17 protein-coding genes are annotated in these 18,301 nt (G+C 69.1%); 12 read left to right on the top strand and 5 right to left on the bottom strand.

Features of this window, described 5'->3' with window-relative positions; genetic code table 11:
• The first annotated feature begins 6 nt into the window (after nt 1-6).
• A complete protein-coding gene (locus tag LO762_RS28775; RefSeq protein WP_230619273.1) occupies nt 7-1,047 on the top strand; it encodes a hypothetical protein in 1,041 nt (346 codons plus the stop codon).
• Here the strand turns inward: LO762_RS28775 and LO762_RS28770 are convergent.
• The 3 genes from LO762_RS28770 to LO762_RS28760 are packed head-to-tail and all read right to left on the bottom strand — an operon-like array spanning nt 1,030 to nt 5,131.
• A complete protein-coding gene (locus LO762_RS28770; protein WP_230619272.1) occupies nt 1,030-3,294 on the bottom strand; it encodes a KAP family NTPase in 2,265 nt (754 codons plus the stop codon). The two genes, LO762_RS28775 and LO762_RS28770, sit on opposite strands and share 18 nt — an antisense overlap.
• Nucleotides 3,295-3,347: 53 nt before the next feature.
• Nucleotides 3,348-4,376 (bottom strand): hypothetical protein, encoded by a 1,029-nt coding sequence (locus LO762_RS28765; protein ID WP_230619271.1) that lies wholly within the window; start codon nt 4,374-4,376, stop codon nt 3,348-3,350.
• Nucleotides 4,376-5,131, bottom strand: a complete 756-nt coding sequence (locus tag LO762_RS28760) for a hypothetical protein (RefSeq protein ID WP_230619270.1) — start codon at nt 5,129-5,131, stop codon at nt 4,376-4,378. The genes LO762_RS28765 and LO762_RS28760 overlap by 1 nt, the downstream gene beginning before the upstream one ends.
• A 319-nt stretch (nt 5,132-5,450) precedes the next feature.
• Here LO762_RS28760 and LO762_RS28755 point away from each other — a divergent pair, with 319 nt between their 5' ends.
• Nucleotides 5,451-6,704, top strand: coding sequence for a hypothetical protein (locus LO762_RS28755; RefSeq protein WP_230619269.1), 1,254 nt, complete (start codon nt 5,451-5,453; stop codon nt 6,702-6,704).
• Here LO762_RS28755 and LO762_RS33245 read toward each other — a convergent pair.
• Entirely contained in the window at nt 6,701-7,849 is a 1,149-nt protein-coding gene (locus LO762_RS33245) for an amidase family protein (protein WP_304523715.1), read from the bottom strand. The genes LO762_RS28755 and LO762_RS33245 overlap by 4 nt on opposite strands.
• Nucleotides 7,850-7,980: 131 nt before the next feature.
• On the opposite strand from LO762_RS33245, the gene LO762_RS28740 reads away from it, so the two are divergent.
• Nucleotides 7,981-8,754 carry a hypothetical protein gene (locus LO762_RS28740; RefSeq protein ID WP_230619268.1) on the top strand — a complete coding sequence of 258 codons (774 nt, stop codon included), beginning with the start codon at nt 7,981-7,983 and terminating at the stop codon, nt 8,752-8,754.
• Nucleotides 8,755-8,841: 87 nt separating this feature from the next.
• A complete protein-coding gene (locus tag LO762_RS28735; RefSeq protein WP_230619267.1) occupies nt 8,842-10,041 on the top strand; it encodes a GH25 family lysozyme in 1,200 nt (399 codons plus the stop codon).
• Between the two features lie 137 nt (nt 10,042-10,178).
• Here LO762_RS28735 and LO762_RS28730 read toward each other — a convergent pair whose 3' ends face one another.
• Complete coding sequence (locus tag LO762_RS28730; RefSeq protein ID WP_230619266.1) at nt 10,179-10,685, bottom strand: hypothetical protein; 507 nt, start codon at nt 10,683-10,685, stop codon at nt 10,179-10,181.
• Nucleotides 10,686-10,950: 265 nt separating this feature from the next.
• Here LO762_RS28730 and LO762_RS28725 point away from each other — a divergent pair, with 265 nt between their 5' ends.
• From LO762_RS28725 to fxsT, 8 genes are all read left to right on the top strand, one after another.
• A complete protein-coding gene (locus tag LO762_RS28725; protein ID WP_230619265.1) occupies nt 10,951-11,838 on the top strand; it encodes a helix-turn-helix transcriptional regulator in 888 nt (295 codons plus the stop codon).
• Nucleotides 11,835-12,041: a DUF397 domain-containing protein gene (locus LO762_RS28720; protein WP_230619264.1), complete on the top strand. Its 207-nt coding sequence runs from the start codon at nt 11,835-11,837 to the stop codon at nt 12,039-12,041. The genes LO762_RS28725 and LO762_RS28720 overlap by 4 nt, the downstream gene beginning before the upstream one ends.
• 30 nt (nt 12,042-12,071) lie before the next feature.
• Nucleotides 12,072-12,272, top strand: a complete 201-nt coding sequence (locus LO762_RS28715; RefSeq protein WP_230619263.1) for a DUF397 domain-containing protein — start codon at nt 12,072-12,074, stop codon at nt 12,270-12,272.
• A gap of 281 nt (nt 12,273-12,553) precedes the next feature.
• Nucleotides 12,554-12,778 carry a hypothetical protein gene (locus LO762_RS28710; protein WP_230619262.1) on the top strand — a complete coding sequence of 75 codons (225 nt, stop codon included), beginning with the start codon at nt 12,554-12,556 and terminating at the stop codon, nt 12,776-12,778.
• Nucleotides 12,779-13,336 carry a DUF6879 family protein gene (locus LO762_RS28705; protein ID WP_230619261.1) on the top strand — a complete coding sequence of 186 codons (558 nt, stop codon included), beginning with the start codon at nt 12,779-12,781 and terminating at the stop codon, nt 13,334-13,336.
• Nucleotides 13,337-13,356: 20 nt separating this feature from the next.
• Nucleotides 13,357-15,465 (top strand): tetratricopeptide repeat protein, encoded by a 2,109-nt coding sequence (locus LO762_RS28700; RefSeq protein WP_230619260.1) that lies wholly within the window; start codon nt 13,357-13,359, stop codon nt 15,463-15,465.
• A 255-nt stretch (nt 15,466-15,720) separates the two neighbouring features.
• Nucleotides 15,721-16,191 (top strand): hypothetical protein, encoded by a 471-nt coding sequence (locus LO762_RS28695; protein WP_230619259.1) that lies wholly within the window; start codon nt 15,721-15,723, stop codon nt 16,189-16,191.
• A complete protein-coding gene (gene fxsT, locus LO762_RS28690; RefSeq protein ID WP_230619258.1) occupies nt 16,188-18,269 on the top strand; it encodes an FxSxx-COOH system tetratricopeptide repeat protein in 2,082 nt (693 codons plus the stop codon). The genes LO762_RS28695 and fxsT overlap by 4 nt, the downstream gene beginning before the upstream one ends.
• Nucleotides 18,270-18,301 lie beyond the last annotated feature (32 nt).

The following is an 18,301-nucleotide window of genomic DNA, read 5'->3' as shown; positions in this document are numbered from 1 at the left end:
GGCACCATGACAGAGCCGTCACGCGAACGGTCGCCGAGGTGGAGTTGGCACTACGACGAGAGTGACGCGAGTTTCGGGGACCTGATCGCCGAATGCGAGCGGGTGCTGGACGGGCACCCGTCGATCGCCGAGATCGGGCACTACTCCGTCGGCGGGCCCGACCTGCTCGTGCTCGGTCGCGAGCCGGCCGACCCGTCCGACGGCCGGAGCGACGGCGCGTTCGCGGAGCGGATGGCCTCGCCCGGCGCGGCGCTGGTGGAGTGGACGCGGGCCAGGGAGCGGGAGATGGCGCCGCTCGACACCGGCGACCTCCTGCGGGTGGTGGTCGAGTACGAGACCAAGGGCCACTACGCCGCCAGGATCAAACCCGGCCACTATCTCGCCGCCTCCACCTATCCGGGGGACGGCGCGCGCTCCACCGCGGACCTGGACGCCGCGATGGGCGGGCTGCTGAACCGGATCCGCGTCCATCTGCTGCACCGTCCGGCCGAACCCGTCGGTGTCGGCAGGGCCGGTGAGCTGCCCCCGCCGGAGCGGACCGGCAAGGAGGTCTTCGCGCATCGCGACGTCGCGGAGCTCTTCTGGAGCGCGCCGTTCACCGAGAACCTCCACCCCGAGGACCTCCAGTACGTGGCCTACCACCGGAACTGGTCCCAGATCTGTGCCGCCGACAACCTGGACGGCCTCCCCGAACGCTACTTCTTCGCCCGCAACACGGCACCGGCCTCCCTCCGCCGGGGCTGGGACTCCCTCCTGCGCACGCTGCGCCGCCCGTTGGAGGACCTGCCGTACCACCTGCGCCGCCCGTGGCAGGACAAGGACATCCGGGAGCGGCTGGGAGGTGACTGGCCGACGGAGCCGACGGACCCGGGACGGCTCCAGCGCCTCATCCTCGACGTGCAGGACGGCGCGTACTTCGTGGACGGCACGTCGGCGCCCGGTGATCTCCTTGTGGGCGCGACCCTCAACCAGGACAGGGTGGACGAGGCGGGGGAGCGGCTGCGGCGGCTGCGCGTCCAGCTCACCGAGTCAGGGGCGCTTTTCTGAGCGCGGGTTGAGGGTGGCGAGCACCCGGCGGGGCAGTTGGTCCACGATCCGCAGGACCCGCTGCCGTGGCGCCGGGTCGAGCAGTTCGTAGGGGAGCCGTTCGGCGCTGATCTCGAAGGAGCGGCACACGGCGCGCAGGGCTTCGCCGCCCCGCTCCTGTGCCGTGACCTCCGCCACCTCCTCGCGCAGTTGCTCCAGCAGCGTGGTCAGGGCGGCGATCAGACCGAGCGAGCGGATGTGCTTGTGGGTCAGCTCGACCCGGCGGGGACGGAACAGGCCGTCTCCGCCTTCGAGGTGGAGCCGCCAGGAGAAGTCGGGCGCGGCGTCCGCGAGGGTCTTGGCGGCCTCGTCGAACAGGGTCTCGGTCTCCCGTGACCGCTCCGCCGCCTCCAGGGTCGTCAGGCCGCGCAGGCGCCGGCGTCTCCTGATGCCGTCGGGGGCGCCGGTCCGCCCGGACGGCCGGAGCCGGTAGGGGAGCGTGTCGAGCAGTTCGTGCGTCTCCTGGACGTCGACGGTGATCCGGTCCAGCAGGCGGAGCTTGTCGAGCAGCGTGTCCCGGTCGCGTTCCCTGGCGAGTTCGGCGTTCCGCTCCAGGTTCCGCTGGGTGCGCCGCAGCGCCGCGTTGAGCAGGTCGCCGAACTCCGGCCCGAAGCCGAGGACGAGGGGTGGCAGCCCGGTCAGCCCGACGATGGCGTCCCGCTGCGGCCGGGCGAGGAAGCCGTTGATGATGACGATCAGCGGCGCCGTCGACTCCCGGCTCACGGTGGCGGTGATCTGTTGCATGTCGTCGTTCTTGACGACCGAGGGGAAGACCCCGACGCGGATGGTCGCCTGGGGGAGTTGGACCTCGAACGCCACGTCGCCCCGCGACGGGCCGGAGGCGTCGCCGACGACGAGCCGCCGCACCGGCCAGCCCTCCAGCCGGAGGGCCCGTTCGACCATGTCGAGGGCCTCCCGCTCGGGTGTCCGCTCCTCGATCTCCCGCACCGCCTCCCAGACGTGGGAGATGCTGACGTGTTCCGGCTTCGCCCCCGGCCGGGCGCCCGGCTGGTCCGGGTCCTGGGCGGCCAGCCTCCACGCGACGTGACAGGTGCGCAGCACCCGTCTGGGCAGGCCGTCGCCGAGGCTGTGGATCTCGGCGATCGCACTGGGATCGAACGCCCCCGTGCCGTCCGGCGGGTTCCCGTGCTCGTCCGACAGCCTCCGGCGGACGAGTTCCCGGGTCTCCTGCTCGGTGAACGGCGCCGTCCACACCTGGGTGACGCGCTCCCGGAGGCTGGGGCTCAGCGCTCCCAGCAGTTCGGGTTGGAGCGTGAAGACGATCAGCCCGCCCGCGTCGATGAAACCGTCGACGAGCCGTTCGAACGCGCCGGTGAACTCGGCGCGTTCGCTCTCCGGCCGTTGGAGCGCGCGTTCGAAGGAGTCGAGCACCAGGACGCAGTGGCGGCCGAGCGCTCCGTGGAGTTGGGCGAGTGCTTCCAGCACCTCACAGACGTGGGCGTTGGTACTGATCTGCTCGCGGACTCCCCGGTCGACGAGCGCCTGGGCCGGTGGTTCCCCGGCCAGCCAGTCCCAGATCTCGGGTCGGCGGTCGCCCTGGGAGAGGAGCGCCATGGAGGCGTGGGTGTCGAGTCTGCGGTCGCTGGCGCGGGCGAGGTCCCGGCGGGTCCGGAGGTAGGCGGACTCGCGGCTGATGCCGAAGCGGTCGCGGACCTTCTCGGGGTCGGCCCGGCCCGCTTCCAGCGCCTCGGCGGTGCGGACGCGTTCCGCCCGGGTTCCGCGCGTCTCGCCTTCGCGGAGCATGCCGGCGAGGACCTTTCCCTGGAACCGCTCGATGAGGCGCTCGAAGCGCTGGGTGAGTTCCCGGTCCGCGCGCAGCGCCGTCACCTGGCTGCGGAAGGTGTCCAGCAGGTCGGGCGGCGCCTCAAGGCTCCACAGGAGGGTGCGTTCCGCCTGGTCGGTCCGGATCTCCTCGATCAGGCTGTTGAGCAGGTGGCTCTTGCCGACGCCACGGGCGCCGACGAGGGCGATCACCCGGCCTCGCCGTGGTTTGGCGGGAGGGTGCAGATGGTGCATGACGTGCATGCGCAGCGTGGAATCGGGGTAGATGGGAACGTCCCACCGCGCTCTGAGCCCACGCTCGTGGTCGCGCTGGTCGGTGCGGATGGATTCGGCGGGGTTGCTGGGGAAGGGGTTGAGATCTGGGGAATACTCCCCTTCTTCGGGGACGGCGGTATTTTCTGTCATATTTTTCCCATCCCGTTCCGTCTTGCCATGGTATTCCGGTACCGCGTTCTCGTTCACCCGTATTCCAGGTCGTCACTCAGGTTTCGCTGCTGGATGAAGGTGACGACGTCAGCGCCGCGAAGCACGGGAGGCTCCCCGGCGTCGACCCTTCCCTGACCGGACAGGAGCAGGTCCGCGGCGCCATGGAAGACCTCCTGAAGCTCCCGGACTGTCCGAAAGCGGACATCGGGCCCCATGCCGCAGAGTGAGGAGAGGTCCACTCGCAATGGGTTGTCCCATACACCCGCCTCCGTCCTTCTCCGGGCGAAGGCATGGCAGTCGTCCTCGGCGAGCGCGCCGATGCGCAGGAAGATCGAACCCGGCCGCCCGGCGACCTCGCGGACCCGCTGGGCCTCCTCGAGTTCGTCCTGCGTCACTTCCATGAACACCGAGATGCGGGAATGGGCGCGCATGTTCGAAAGAATCTTGAGAAGCCTGTTGAAAGCCTGTCCCCGGGTGCTCTCCGGTGGCTTCGGAGTCAGCAGGAAAAGGTAGGAGTCATTCATCTTCAGGTATTCGTTGAGGTTGTGGAAACGAGTTGAGGGAGCCTCTTCCCGGTCGCTGATGTTTCCGAGGCCGAGGCTGTCGAAGCTGGTCTGGATCGTGTCGTTCTCGGGCTTGGGAAGGGAGGAGATCACGCCGCTCATGATCGCTTCGGCCATGGACTGGTCGGCGGTGAGTCTGGGGATCTGGTCGTATTCCCCCCAGCGCGTGCTGAGATTGACGATCGTGGGACTCAGGTTTCCGGCCGGCGGAAGATTCTCGGCGAGATGCGCGAGGCAGCAGTGGATCAGCGAGCTCCGGCCAGAGCCGTCGGCGCCGCCGACGAGGACGAGATAACCCTGGATCCGGCTCTCGTCGGTCGTGCCCCGGCCGGTCCCGACCTTTTCCTTGAACTTCCTGATCTGGATCCCCATGTGATCGAGATCGGCGTAGAGCTTCGCGTGGTCCGGAGTCCCGTGCGGGTCGAGATACGTGTCGGACCCGCCGACTCTGGTACTGCCGTGGCCCGGCAGCGGTATGGCGAAGGTGTTCTCCGTCATCAACCCTCCTGGTCGGCGGCGGGAGCGGGGGCCGCCGGTCCACCCAGCGCGGTCCCCTCGACGGCGCGGCGGCTCTCGCGTAGTCGGTCGCGTTCCTGGCTCGCCCGCGTCTGCCTGTCGTTGCGTCCGGGTCCGGACGGCAGCGGCTCGCCCAGCGGCAGGCTCCGCACCGCCGCGTCCAGGCGGCTCCGCGCGGAGGGCAGCCCGAGTCGCCGCGCGAGGCGGGCACGCCACGTGGGCCGGCGCGAGAGTGTGGCCACGAGGTCGGCACGCGCCCTTTCCACGGCGGCGTAGTCGGCGCTGTTGCTGACCATGTCCGCCCAACGATCGAGGTAGGAGTTCGCGGCCGCGTAGAACGCGTCGATCACGTCGGGGAGCCGGTCGCGGCGCGCCCGGCGCCGCTCCAGGGACTGGATGCCGAGGGTCGTGACGACGGCGGACACGCTGGACAGCAGGACGCTCGTCACGCCGAGCACAAAGGGGTCCTTGAGGAGTCCCTCTTTCTCCTTGGGGGAGGGGGACTCGGCGTTGGCGCGCATGACGGCGCCGCAGATCCGCTTGAACTTTCCGGGGTCGTGCTCGCGCAGTTCCGCCGCGCTCACCGGTGCCGTTCCCGCGACGGTGAGGGACATCCCGCCGGGGCGGGTCGGGTCGGGATAGGCGGCGCCCAGGGCGACGGCGGCCTCGTTGAACTCCGCGCCGCGGCTTTCGGCGAGGCAGTAGACGGCGGCGAGGTCGTCATTCTCGTCCGCCACCGCCGGACCGGCCCGGAGCAGGGCGAGGGGGACGCATACCGTGAGGAGCAGAAGCGCGCTCGGAAAGCGTTGATCCACCAGGCATCCGCCCTCAGGTAGTACATATCCGACGACGTAGCGATATCACCCGGTGAAAATCGGTGACAAGGACTTCTCGGATGTTTCGGATAATGATGGCCGGAAACAATGTTTGGGAACGGCCGTATAAGCCGTTCGGTGATGATTGTGTGGTGTGCCATAGTCGCCTTCGCCGCGATCCCCTACGCTGGTAGCGCCCGGTAAAGACGGTGTCCGTGCAATCGGCCTGAGGCGGTTTACCGTGATCCCACTCGTGCGCGTGGCGGGCACACCCGGTGGGCGGCTGGTGATCCTGCTCTCGGTCACGGCGGTCGGTTGGGCCGTCGGACTCGCGGCCGGGGCGGACACGGTGGCGAACACCGTCACCAGTTCCGGATACTTCACGGCGATATCGGCGCTGCTCGCGGTCGGCCTGTACGCCAGTGCTCACGGCATCGACAGAACCCTCCTGAAACAGGACCTGCGGACGGCGGTGGCGGCGGTCACCGTCGGCGTCGTGGCCAAGGCGGCGCTCATCAGCGGCGTCATGTTCCTCTTCTGGCCGGGGCCGCTCGCGCTGGTGGCCGGTATCGCCGTCGCACAGATAGACCCGCTCTCGGTACGCGCCCTCCAGGACTCGACACGGCTCAGCGCGCGGGGTCAGAACCTGCTGCTCGTCTGGTCCTCCTTCGACGACCCCGTGACGACGGTGCTCACGCTCGTCCTGGCGGCGGTCGCCATCGACGTCTACGGCCTCGGCGCGACAGCGGAGCTGGGCGGGGCTGGGTTCGCGTCGTTCGCCGGAACCCTCGGGCTGACGCTCCTGCTCGCGGTCGGCGTGCTGCTGCTGGCGCTCGCGCTGCGACGGCTGGGCGGGCGGTGGCGCGGGGGGCTCGCGCTGGCGCTGCTGGCCGGGGTCGGCGTCGTCGCCGTCACCCAGTTCTGGATGCTGCTCGCCGCGCTCGTCGGCCTCTTCCTGCGTCCCGGCGAGCTGCTGCGGACCGAACGCGCCCGCGCCCGCTGGGACGGCGCGCTCGACCGCCTCGTCGCCGGTGCCTTCGGCTGCGCGCTCCTGGTGATGGGCTTCGTTCTCGCGGTCGGCGTCGATCCGTTGGCGGGGGTCGTCCTGGGCCTGGCCGCCTACTTCGCACAGGTGGTCGTCGGCCTGATCCTCACCAGGGGGCGACCACCCGGGGACCGCGCGGGACTGGCGCTCGCCCAGCAGAACGGCATCACCGCGATCGTCCTGGCGCTCGTCCTCCAACCGGCCTTCCCCGAGGTGGTCGGCGTTGTCGCGCCCGCTCTCCTGACCGTCAACGTCCTGCACGCCCTGGCCGGGTCCGACCGGATCCACACGCGCCTGGCGAGCCTTCTCACGCCCCGCCGCGGATCCCCGCCCGAGGACGGCCGCGACGATCCCGCGTGGCCGGTCGCGGGCTCCGGGACGTCAGCGGGCGCGTGCGGGTGGGGTGGCGGTGCGGAGTTCCGCGACGGCCACCTCGACGAGGTGGGTTAGGGGAGGGAGCGGGCCAGGGCGAGGAGGGGTTCGTCGGTGGAGGGTTGGGTTATGAGGGTGAGGCTCAGTGGGGGGTCGTGCGGGATGGGGAGGGTGATGGCGGGGGCGGAGGCCAGGGGGGCGAGGGTGGTGTAGCGGAGGAGGCGGGTTCTGGGGAAGTCCTCGGTGAGGAGGGGCGGGGGGAAGGGGGAGGTGGGGATGGCCAGGACGCTGGCTCGTAGGCGGGTGCGGAGAGTGGCGCCGGCGTGGGTGGTCTTCTCGTAGGCGGGGGTGAGGTCGTGGGGCGTCAGGTGTGAGGCTCGGGTGAAGCGGGCGGCTATCGAGGGGGCGAAGGCGGGGGTGGTGGAGGCGATCCAGGGGCCCAGGAGACGCCAGGCTTCACCGGCCTGGACGGTGGTGAAGGCCGCCACGGCGTCGTGCCAGTGGGACGGGCGTTTGAAGAGCGGCGTGCGGTCGGCCTTGAGCAGCGAGCGGAGGGCGGAGAGGACGGGGGCGTAAGCCTCGCGCAGCGCGGCGGGGACTTCCGACCACAGGTCGTCCGGGACCAGCAGCCATTCGAGAGGCGCCGTCTCCTGGGCCGGGGGATCCAGGACGGCGAGAGCAGCGCGTTCCAGGGTGGCGGGGTCACGGGCCATCAAGCCCGGAACATCGAAGGTGGGGGCCAGAGGCAGCATTCCTTCAGAGGGCATCCGGGCGTGCGAAGGGCGCAGCGCGTACAGGCCGGTGAAGGCGGCGGGCACCCGGATGGATCCTGCGGTGTCCGTCCCCAGGCCGATGTCGGCCACGTCCCCCGCGACGGCCGAGGCGCACCCGCTGGAGGAGCCGCCCGTGTAGTGGCCGGGCGCCAAGGGGTTCCGGGGCGAGCCGTAGTGGATGTTCGTGCCTGCGAGGCTGTAAGCGAGTTCGTCCATGTGGGCCTTGCCGACGACGAGCGCGCCCGCCCGGCGCAGCCGCGCCACCACCTCGGCGTCCCGCGACGGGAGCGCGTGTTCGGCGAGCCAGACGGGGTTCCCGGCGCCCGTCGGCCACCCGGCGACGTCGAGGTTGTCTTTCACGGCGAGGCGCAGCCCGGCGAGCGGGCCCTCGGACGGCGGCGCGAGGGGCCCGTCGGCGATCCACGGGACGAGCGGGTCGATCTCCTCCATCCCCCCTTCTTACCGTCCCGACGGCCGCGTGTACGCCCAAGGGACGGCAACGAAGCGTGTCCCCGTGCGGGCCGCCCGCCGCGCCGGTAGTCTGCCGCGCGCGCCGTTCCGGGCGCCGGAGGAGGTTGCGGATGCGGGCGGTCACTTGGAGCGGGGCGCTGGTGTTGGCGGGCGGGGTGCTGGTCGGCGCGGCGCCCGCGACGGCGACGGGCGCGACACACCTGTCGGTGGGCATCGAGGCGTGGGGCGACGCGAGGCCCGGCGGCCTGCTGGACTACCTCGTCACCGTCACGAACCACACGGGCGCCACGAAGAAGAACCTTCGACTCGACGTGAGCGTGCCGCGCGCTATCGAGGTGATCGGGCTCCCGGACGGCTGTCGTGAAGCCAAGGGTGTCGTGCGTTGCGGCGTCGGGAGCCTTTCCGGCCACGCCGTCCGCAAGGTGACCGTCTCGGGCATCGTCAAGCCGACAGCCAAGGGCGCGCAGACGGCCGTCGCCCAGGTCGGCGACGCGAGCGCGCGCGCGACGGTGAAGATCGCTCCCGGCACGGATCTCGCGGTCCGCCTGCGCACGCCGCAGGGCACCGACGGACGCCGCCCCTTCCGCGTCACCGCGCGCGTGCTCAACAAGGGCAAGAAGACAGCCCGCAAGGTGACCCTCACCGTCGCCGTAAGGAACGCCCGCCTTGTCAAGGTGCCGAAGGGGTGCACCGCGCGCGCACGGCGCGTCACCTGTAACGCGGCGGCGTTGGAGCCGGGCGCGATGGTCCGGTGGACGTTCCGGGTCCGTCCGGCGGGCACGCGGGCCGTGGACGTGTTCGCGACGGTCGCGGCACAACGGACCGGCGAGACGTTTCCGGAGGACAACGGCGCTTTTGGTTCCGTCCCAGTCGTCCGGTTCTAGGCGGATTAGAGGTTTCTCACGGATTCCTACCAAGATCCTGCGCTAGGGTGCTGGGACTCCACCCTCCACCCAACAGGGAGCCCCGCTGTGCCGCGCATCGCCGGAAGCATCCTGGTCGCCACCGCCGTCGTCGCGGGCACCGTCCTCACCGGGTCGGCCGCGAGCGCCGCGCCCGTCGCGCCGCCGAACACCGTGCCGGGGCTGGACGTGAGCTACTGGCAGGGCCCGAACGTCGACTGGCAGAAGATCGCGGACAACGGCGCCAAGTTCGCCATCATCCGGGCGACGCGGGGCACGTCCACCGCGGACAACGCGACCCCGTACGTCGACCCGTACTTCGCCAGGAACGCGGCGGAAGCCCGCAAGTACGGCATCCTGCAGGGCGCGTACCACTTCGCGGGCCCGGACAAGTCGTCGGGCGCGACCCAGGCGAACTTCTTCGTCGACAACGGCGGCGGCTGGCAGCGCGACGGCCTCTCGCTGCCGGGCGCGCTGGACATGGAGAGCGACCCGTATTCGACGCTGCCGAAGAAGCCGGGCGTCCGGGTGGACTGTTACAACCTGACGCCGCAGCAGATGATCGCGTGGATCCGGGACTTCTCGAACACGTACTTCAAGCGCACCGGCCGCTACCCGATGATCTACAGCAACCAGAGCTGGTGGCGGAACTGCACGAGCTCCCCGGCCGAACCGACCGGCACCGCCGCCTTCAACCTGACGAACCCGCTGTGGGTCGCGAACTACAAGGACCCGGTGCGGAACCCCGAGCCCGCGATGCCGGGCGGTTTCGCCAAGTACACCTTCTGGCAGTTCTGGAACGGCAACGACAAGCCGCTTTTCCCCGGCGACCAGAATCTTTTCCCCGGCACGTTGAAGCAGCTCAGGGCCTTCGCCCAGAAGGCCGACAAGCCGGTCGCGAACGTCGGCGTCAAGGTCACGAAGCTCGGCAAGTACCGGATCGGCAAGAAGGCGTCGTTCCGCGTCCAGGTCACCAACTCCGGCCCCGACGAGTCCGGCACGACCCGCGTCTACGTGAAGTTCCCGGCCAAAAAGCTGAAGGTCCGCTCCGTCCCGAAGAACTGCGTGAAGGCTTCCTACGGCCTCAAGTGCACCTGGAAGACCCTCCCCAAGAAAAAGACCGTCTCCTTCAAAGTCTGGGTAACCGTCACCAAGCAGTTCAAGGCAGGCCAGAAGCCCGTCGTGAACCTCGGCCTCCAAACCCCGAACATCCTCGACCCAGGCAAGAAGAACAACACCTCAAAAATCCAACTCCTCATCACCCGCTGACCGGCGCTTCGCCCGGCGCTCCTCGCTGAGTTCGAGAACTCGGCGGGGAGGCCGGTGGTCTGGGTGGGCCTGGGGCGGACGGCAGGGGCCGGGTGGGGGCCCTTGTCGTCCGCTGGCGGGGGTGGGGGCGGGTGGGGTCAGGACGCTTTCGCGGCGGGGTGGTTGGTGAGGGTGAGGAACTCGTCGAGGACGTCGCGGATCTGGGCGGCCTGGTCGAGCGTGAAGATGACGGGCTCGGTGACGTGGATGCGCCATCCGGGCGTCTTCATGCCGAGGGCGACGATGTCCTCGCCGTTGTGGTCGCAGTCGATGGAGACGAGCAGCGGGGTGCCCTTCACGCCGTGGACTTTGACGTCGGCGCAGGGCCCGAAGTGCGGCTCGTTCTCGTAGTGCGGGTCCAGGCACCACTCCGGGCAGGAGCGCGCCATCGGGACGTCGTAGTCGTCGTCCTCCTCCACGGCGGCGGTCTCCTTGTCCTCGCCGTCGCCGGGCTGCTTGACGGCGGTGGCCTCCTCCGGCGCGCCCGGCGTCGCGTCGGCGGGGGGCGCGGCCGGGTGGTGGAGGTGGTCGGAGATCGTCTCGGTGATCTCGGCGGCGTCGTCCTCCGCCGTCCGGGCGGTCGCTCTGGACGTGTTCTCGGTCATCTGCTGCACACTCCGCTCAGGTTGGGGACATGGCCGCGTTTGGTATGAATTGGGGCATTACGGGGCCTATGTTCCGAAGTTACATATAGTTCCGAATCGCCTCCGTCTTGGGTTCGAGTACAGCAGGATGGAAACCGCTCGGCAAGGGAATCCGGGGGATTCACCGAAGGTATTTCCCCAGCTCAGGGGCCCATTGCTAATCGTGGGGGCAAGTGCTTTCATTTCGAGTGAAAGGCGGCCCCGTGATGAAAGGGAGGTGATGCGGATGTCAGAAACCGCGACAGGCTCGACCGTCCCGCGACGGGAGCTCGGCCGGTACCTGCGCAAGCTCCGGACGGACGCGCGCATGACCGTACGGGCGGCCGCCCTCGCGCTCGAATGGTCCGAGGCGAAGATGTGGCGGATCGAGACGGGCCACACGTCGCTGCGTTCCCTGGACGTCGAAGCGATGTGCCGGATCTACGGCGCGCCCGCCGACATGCGGAAAGCGCTCATGGCGCTCGCCCGCGAGACCAAGACGAAAGGCTGGTGGCACGCCTACGGCGACATCATCCCGGACGGCTTCGACCTCTACATGGGATTGGAGGAAGCCGCCGAGACCCTGGAGCAGTATTCGCCCGAGTTGGTCCCCGGCCTGCTCCAGACGTCGGACTACTACCGCGCGCTGCTCAACAGGACCCGGCCCGAACTGAACGCGGACGAGATCGAGCGGAAGGTGCTGCTTCGGGCGCAGCGGCAGGTGCTCATCACCCGCGCGACCGCACCGCCGACGCTCCACCTGATCCTCAACGAGGCGGTCCTCCGGCGTCAGGTCGGCGGCCCCGACGTCATGGCGGCCCAGCTCCACCGGCTCGCCGAGCTGAACGAGCTGCCGCACGTCCACATCCGGGTGTCGCCGTTCGAGCAGGGCGCGCACCAGGGGTTCAACACGGGCCAGTTCATCCTGCTGCGGTTCCCGACCACCGGTGACGGGCGCGACCACGAGCCCCCTACCGTGTACGTCCAGGGCTTCACCGGGGCCCTCTACCTGGACAAGGCACACGAGATCCACCGCTACGCCGAGGCGTTCGCGGTCATGTGGGACGAGGCCCTGTCCGAGGCGGACAGCACGGCGTTGTTCCAGCAGATAGCAAGGGAGATCAAGGAAAGATGAGCACCGACTTCACCGCCGCGACCTGGCGCAAGAGCACCCGCAGCAACGCCGACCAGGAGTGCGTGGAGCTAGCCAAGTCCGGCCGCACGGTGGGCGTCCGCGACAGCAAGACCCCCGAGCGCGGCCACCTGGAACTGGCCCCGTCCTCCTTCGGCCAGTTCCTCACCCACGTGAAGACGAAGGCGAACCCCCTGGAACTCTAAAAGGGTTCCCCCTTCCCACAGGAGGTTGACATGGTTCCCGACTTCACCACCGCAACCTGGCGCAAAAGCACCCACAGCAACGCCGACCAGGAGTGCGTAGAACTAGCCAAGTCCGGCCACACAGTGGGCATCCGCGACAGCAAAACCCCCGAACTCGGCCACCTGGAACTAGCCCCCTCCTCCTTCCGCCACCTCCTAACCCAAACCAAAACAACCCACCCAAACCCCTAACCCGAAAGCCCCCGGCCGGCTCACCCCGGCCGGGGGCCCACCCCAACACCCCCAACACCCCACAAGGAAACCTCCCGAGAACGCCGCCCGTTCGCGGTTTCGGTCTGTCGCTTTGCCGTCGCCGTTTCGCACAAAGTGGGCGCGTCAACACTTTTGGGGTAGAAGTGGGTAATGGTGAAGGCTTTGTTTGCATCGGGGACGGGGTTGGTCGGTGATTGACGTATAAAGACTCCTGAGGTAAGTTGGCGCCGGTTTGCGGGCCGCCATGAGGGAGTAATGCGATGCGCCTTGAGATGCTCTATAAGGACCAGAACTCGGGTGGCAACGGCTGTCCAGCGATCTACCTGGCCGAAAATGGTCAGATCGTGGTCCAGGGGTCCGCTGTGGATCAGGACACCTTCTCGAATCTGGTCAACGTCCTGCCCGGGGAGATCGCGCTACAGATAGCGCCCGAGGTGCTGCTGGGCGCTGTGGAGCGGTTGCGGGCCAAGGGCGGGGACCGTTAAGTGGGTCGGGTTTTCCACTCTCTCGACGATCCGGAGTTCAACCGATTCTTCCGCGAATTCCGCTTCACCGCGTACCGGCTGGAGTCGTTGCAGCGCTACGGCGTCGATTACGAGAAGGCCGAGTTCGACCTCTTCCTGAGCGGGCAGCAGCGCGGCGAGTTCCCCGGGATCGCGAACTGGATCGAGGGGACCGTCCGTCCCGCGACACAGGCCGGCAAGCGCCTGCACCGCGTCCACGTGGTCGAGGAGCCGCTGTCCGACTACGTGAGGTTCGAGTGCGCCTGGGCCTACGTGCACACCGTGCCCGCGGGTGAGGAAGTGCGACTCATCCCCGTCGCGCCGGGCGAGTTCCCCGAGGGCCTTCCGCGTTATGACTACTGGCTGTTCGACTCGTCCGCCCTCGTCACCATGCATTACAAGGACGACGGCGAGTTCGAGGCCGCGGAGGTCGTGGACGACCCGGAGACGATCGTTCAGGCGAACTACTGGCGAGACCTGGCAGTCGCCCGTTCCCTCCCGTTCGACGCCTTCACAGCAAGACACGGCGGCCTTTTCTAAGCCACGACGGGCTGACAAGAATGCAGGGCTCACCCAACGAGTTCACCGGCGATTCCGACACCGTCGTCCAAATCAACACCCTGCACGGATCGATCAATCTGGCCGCCACCGCGCACGCCATGCCGCGACCGAGACAGCTTCCTCTTCCGGCAGGCGGCTTCGTCAACCGAGCCGAGACACAGGACGCCCTCGATCGTCTTCTGGCGGCGGAAAGCGGCACGGGCGTGGTCTCCGCCGTCGCCGGAGCCCCCGGCGTGGGCAAGACCGCGCTCGTCGTCCATTGGGCGCATCGGGTACGGGACCGGTTCCGAGACGGAGATCTGTACATCGACCTCGGAGGTTATGGGCCGAGCAACCCGTTGAGCGCGGGTCAGGCGCTCGACGGTTTCCTCCGGGCGCTGAACGTGCCCAAGGAGGCCATTCCCGCGAGCGTCGAGGAGCGCTCCGCGCTGTTCCGGTCGCTGACCAATGAGCGACGGATGCTCGTGATCCTCGACAACGCGGCCGACACCGCCACGGTGAGACCGCTCCTCCCGGCGTCGAGCGGATGCTTTGTGCTGGTCACGAGCAGAAGTACCCTGTCAGGGTTGGTGGCGAGGGAAGGGGCTGCTCGTGTGACCCTGGACGTACTTGCTCCTTCTGACGCGGTCGAGCTTCTCGGCCTGGCCGTCGGCTCCGCGCGTGTCGCGGCCGAGCCGGACGCCGCCGCCCGCGTCGCCGAATTGTGCGGCCGTCTTCCGCTGGCGTTGCGCGTCGTCGCGGAACGCGCGGTGAACCGCCCCGGACTCCTGCTGTCGGATCTCGTCTTCGAACTCGAAGAGGAACAGCACAGGCTGGATTCCCTCGCTTCCGGCGAGGACGAACTCAGTGACGTGCGCGCGGCGTTCTCGTGGTCGTACCACGCGCTGTCACCGGAGACACGGCGCGCGTTCCGGCTGCTCGGCCTCCACCCCGGCCGGGAGTTCAGCACCGAGGCCGCGATGGCGATCCTCGACTCCGCCGACCACCACGCCTCGCGGCGGCTCCTCGACGGCCTCACAACGACGCACCTTCTGGAGCGGACGTCAGGGAACCGGTACCGCTTGCACGACCTGCTCAGGACCTATGCGAAGGAACGTCTGGGAGACGAGACCAGCCCCCAGGACCAGGCACGGGCGACCCGCCGCGTCCTGAGCTGGTACCTCCTGGCGACCGACGCCGGCCGTAGGGCGATCCTCCCCTACTCGCACGAGGTGCCGCTCGTTCCGAAGGGGCGGCTTCCGCTACCGGAGTTCCCCGACGCCGAGACGGCCATGAGCTGGTTCGAGGTCGAGCGGCTGAACGTGCTGTCCGCGCTGACGCGGGCGATGGAGACCGGCCAGTACGACATCGCGTGGAAGCTGCCCGTCGCGGCGGACGGCTTCTTCGAACTCCACTCCTTCTGGGCCGAGTGGGAAGAGATCCACCGCGTCGGAACCGAGGCCGCCCGGATACTCGGCGACCGGCTGGGCGAGGCGTCGAACCTCTTCGCGCTCGGCGACGCGGACTGGCGAGGCGGCCGGACGGACAGCGCGATAGCCAACTATGAGAGCGCCATCTCCTACGCCAGGGAGAGCGGCGACGCCTGGCTTACCGGCTTCTCCTTGAGGGGGCTGGGGCTGATCCGGGAGGCGACGGGGAACTTCCCGGAGGCCGAGCGGCACTTCCGCGCCGCCCTGGACGTCTTCCGCGCCGGAAGGGTGCTCCGGGGTGAGGGGATGGCGCTGCTCAGCCTCGGCGAGCACGAGGCCGTCCAGGGGCGCTTCCACGAAGCCGTGGCGTTCGGCGCGGAAGCCGTCCGGATCTTCACCGACCTGGGGGACGACTGGAGCGTCGCCTGGGGGGCGCTGCCGCTCGCGCGAGCACTCGTGGCACTCGGCCGCCACGACGAGGCCCTCGAACCGCTGGCACGGGCAGTCCGGACGTTCGACCGGTTCAAGGACGGCCGGAGCCAGGCGATGGCGCTGGCCGTCCTCGGAGACGTCCGGCACGCACTCGGCGACGCCCCGGCCGCACGGGCGCACTGGTCGCGCGCCGCCGAACTCTACGAACACCTCGGAGAACAAACCCTGAGCAACGCCCTGAACACCAAAGCCGCCGACACCGCATGAACGAGATCACCCTGGAATCCGAGAACGCCAGGCTCCCTCCGGACTGGTTCAGCACCATCCGCCACATCCACGACGCCGTCTTCCTCCAGCCCCCCTTCGCGTGGGGAGGTTTGTCGAGGATGGCTGATTCGTCCGGGTAGGGCGGGGGTGGCGCTGTTCGGGGGCGGGTGGGGTGGCCGGGAACGGCCAGGTGGGTTCTTTGGGGGTGACGCGGCTTTGCTGTGTGATCTTGTCGTTGTAGTTGAGAATGTGGGTATGACGACGTCTCGGGTGGTGTGGGCGGGGGCTGCTGTGGCCGGGGGGCTGGCGGTGGCCGGGCTGGGGGCGTGGTTCGTGAAGCTGGGCTTGGACGATGCGGACAAGGCGGCGAGCGTGATGGGGGCGTTCGTCTCGCTGCTGGGGCTGGTGGTGTCGGGGTGGTCGGTGGTGCTGGCCCGCCGAGCGCTGGCCGTGACTCCTCCCGCACCGGGACCGGAGCCCGCGCCCGCGTCCGAGGAACCGAGGGTGTCGGCGTTGGGGGCCGGCACGTTCGCGGCGAAGGGGTCGGTGCGGAACTCCTCAACGCGCGTGACCCGCCACAGCGCGGCGGGCGCGGGCTCTCCGCCGGACGCGCCGGCGCCGGCGCCGGAGGGGATCTCGGCATACGGGCTCGGCGCGGCCGCGGCGGGCGGCGACATCGACGGGGTGCGGATCGAAGTCACCGACGAGGGAAGCGGTACCCCGTGACAGGCGAGCGGGTCACGGCGTTCGGCGCCGGTTCCTTCGCCGCTTTGGGGGACATCATAAATTCGTCCGCCCACGTGGGCGACGTCATTCGTGAGGCTGTGCTGTTGCCCCCGCCCGCCGACGTCGTCGCCGAGGGCGGACTGTGGCAGGTGCCCCGGCCCGCGACGAAGGTGTTCGTGGGCCGGGACGCCGACTACGAGCGGCTGGCCGAGGCGTTGTCGGCGGGTGGGGAGGTGGTGGTCACCCAGGCGTTGACCGGGCTGGGTGGGGTGGGCAAGTCGGAGCTGGCGTTGCAGTACGCCCACGAACAGCGCGCCCGCTCGCGGACGGTGTGGTGGGTCGCCGCTGAAGGCCCCGAGCAGATCCTGTCCGGGCTGGCCGATCTCACGCGCTCTCTGGTTCCCGAAGCAGCGCGAGAGGCATCCGATGAGGAAGCGGCCCGCTGGGCGGTGGGCTGGCTGGCGGCCCATCCCGGATGGCTGCTGATCCTCGACAACGTCAACGAACCCACCCACCTGGAGCCATGGCTAGCCGTCCTGGAGGGCGGGAGCGTGCTGGTCACCAGCCGCCGCGACGTGCGCTGGCCCGGAACCACCAGCACCATCCGCCTCGGCCTGCTCGACCCGGACGCCGCCATCCGCCTGCTGATGGAGGTCAGCGGCCACACCCAACCAGCCGAACGCGACACAGCAGCACAGATCGCCGAAGAACTCGGCTACCTGCCCCTGGCCTTGGACCAGGCCGCCGCCTACATCCGGCAAAAGCGCATCCCCCTCGCCCGCTACCTGACCGCACTCCGCGAACAACCCGCCCGCGTCTATGAGAGCGCCGCCAACGGAGACAAAGCACAGGCCACCATCGCCCGCCTGTGGGACATCACCCTCCAAGCCCTAGCTCAAGACGCCCCCGACAGCATCCCCTTGCTGCAAACCCTCGCCTGCTACGCCCCGGACGCCATCCCCCGCGCCCTCACCACCCCACCCGGCACCGACCCCTTCACCACCGACGACGCCCTCGGCACCCTCGCCTCCCACAACATCATCACCCTCACCGACCACACCATCAGCCTCCACCGCCTCACCCAAGCCGTCATCCTCCACACCACCCCCACCCACCATCAACCCCACCACACCGCCCTCACCTGGCTCCTCCACACCACCCCCGACGACCCCCAAAACAACGTCAACGGCTGGCCCCAATGGCGCGCCCTCCTCCCCCACATCCACCACCTCACCACCCACTACCCCACCACCCCACACCCCCCCGAACTCGGCACCCTCCTCAACCAAACCAGCATCTTCCACAACACCCAAGGCCAACACCAACAAGCCCACACCCTCCTCACCACCGCCATCACCCACACCACCCTGAACGACGACCACCCTGACGTCGCCACCTGGCTGGGGAATCTGGCTGTCACTTACAGCGGCCTGGGGCGTGCGTCGGAAGCGTTGCCCCTGTTCGAGCGGGCGTTGGAGATCACCCGTGTTGTGCTGGGTGATGACCACCCTGACGTCGCCACCTGTTTGGGGAATCTGGCTGTCACTTATTGTGACCTGGGGCGTGCGTGGGAAGCGTTGCCGTTGGAGCAGCGGGCGTTGGAGATCACCCGTGTTGTGCTGGGTGATGACCACCCTCGCGTCGCCATCAGGTTGGAGAATCTGGCTGGCACTTTCAGCGTCCTGGGGCATGCGTCGAAAGCGTTGCCCCTGTTCGAGCGGGCGTTGGAGATCACCCGTGCTGCGCTGGGTGATGACCACCCTGACGTCGCTATCAGGTTGGGGAATCTGGCTGTCATTTATTGTGACCTGGGGCGTGCGTCGGAAGCGTTGCCGTTGGAGCAGCGGGCGTTGGAGATCACCCGTGCTGCGCTGGGTGATGACCACCCCACCGTCGCCATCAGGTTGGGGAATCTGGCTGCCACTTACCGTGACCTCGGGCGGGCTTCGGAGGCGGTGGCGGCGGCTGTTGGGGCTCATCGGTGTGCGTTGGCTGGGCTTGGCTCCGGACACCCCACGACGCAAGCTCTGGAGTCGTTTGTTGAGCGGCTCAAGGATCTCTACGGTGTTCCTGACTGACGGGTGCTGGGCGGGGGAGTCGTTGTTGTTTC

This window comes from Actinocorallia sp. API 0066 (assembly GCF_020991275.1).
GTDB lineage: Bacteria > Actinomycetota > Actinomycetes > Streptosporangiales > Streptosporangiaceae > Actinocorallia.
This window is presented reverse-complemented; position numbering and strand designations above follow the sequence as displayed.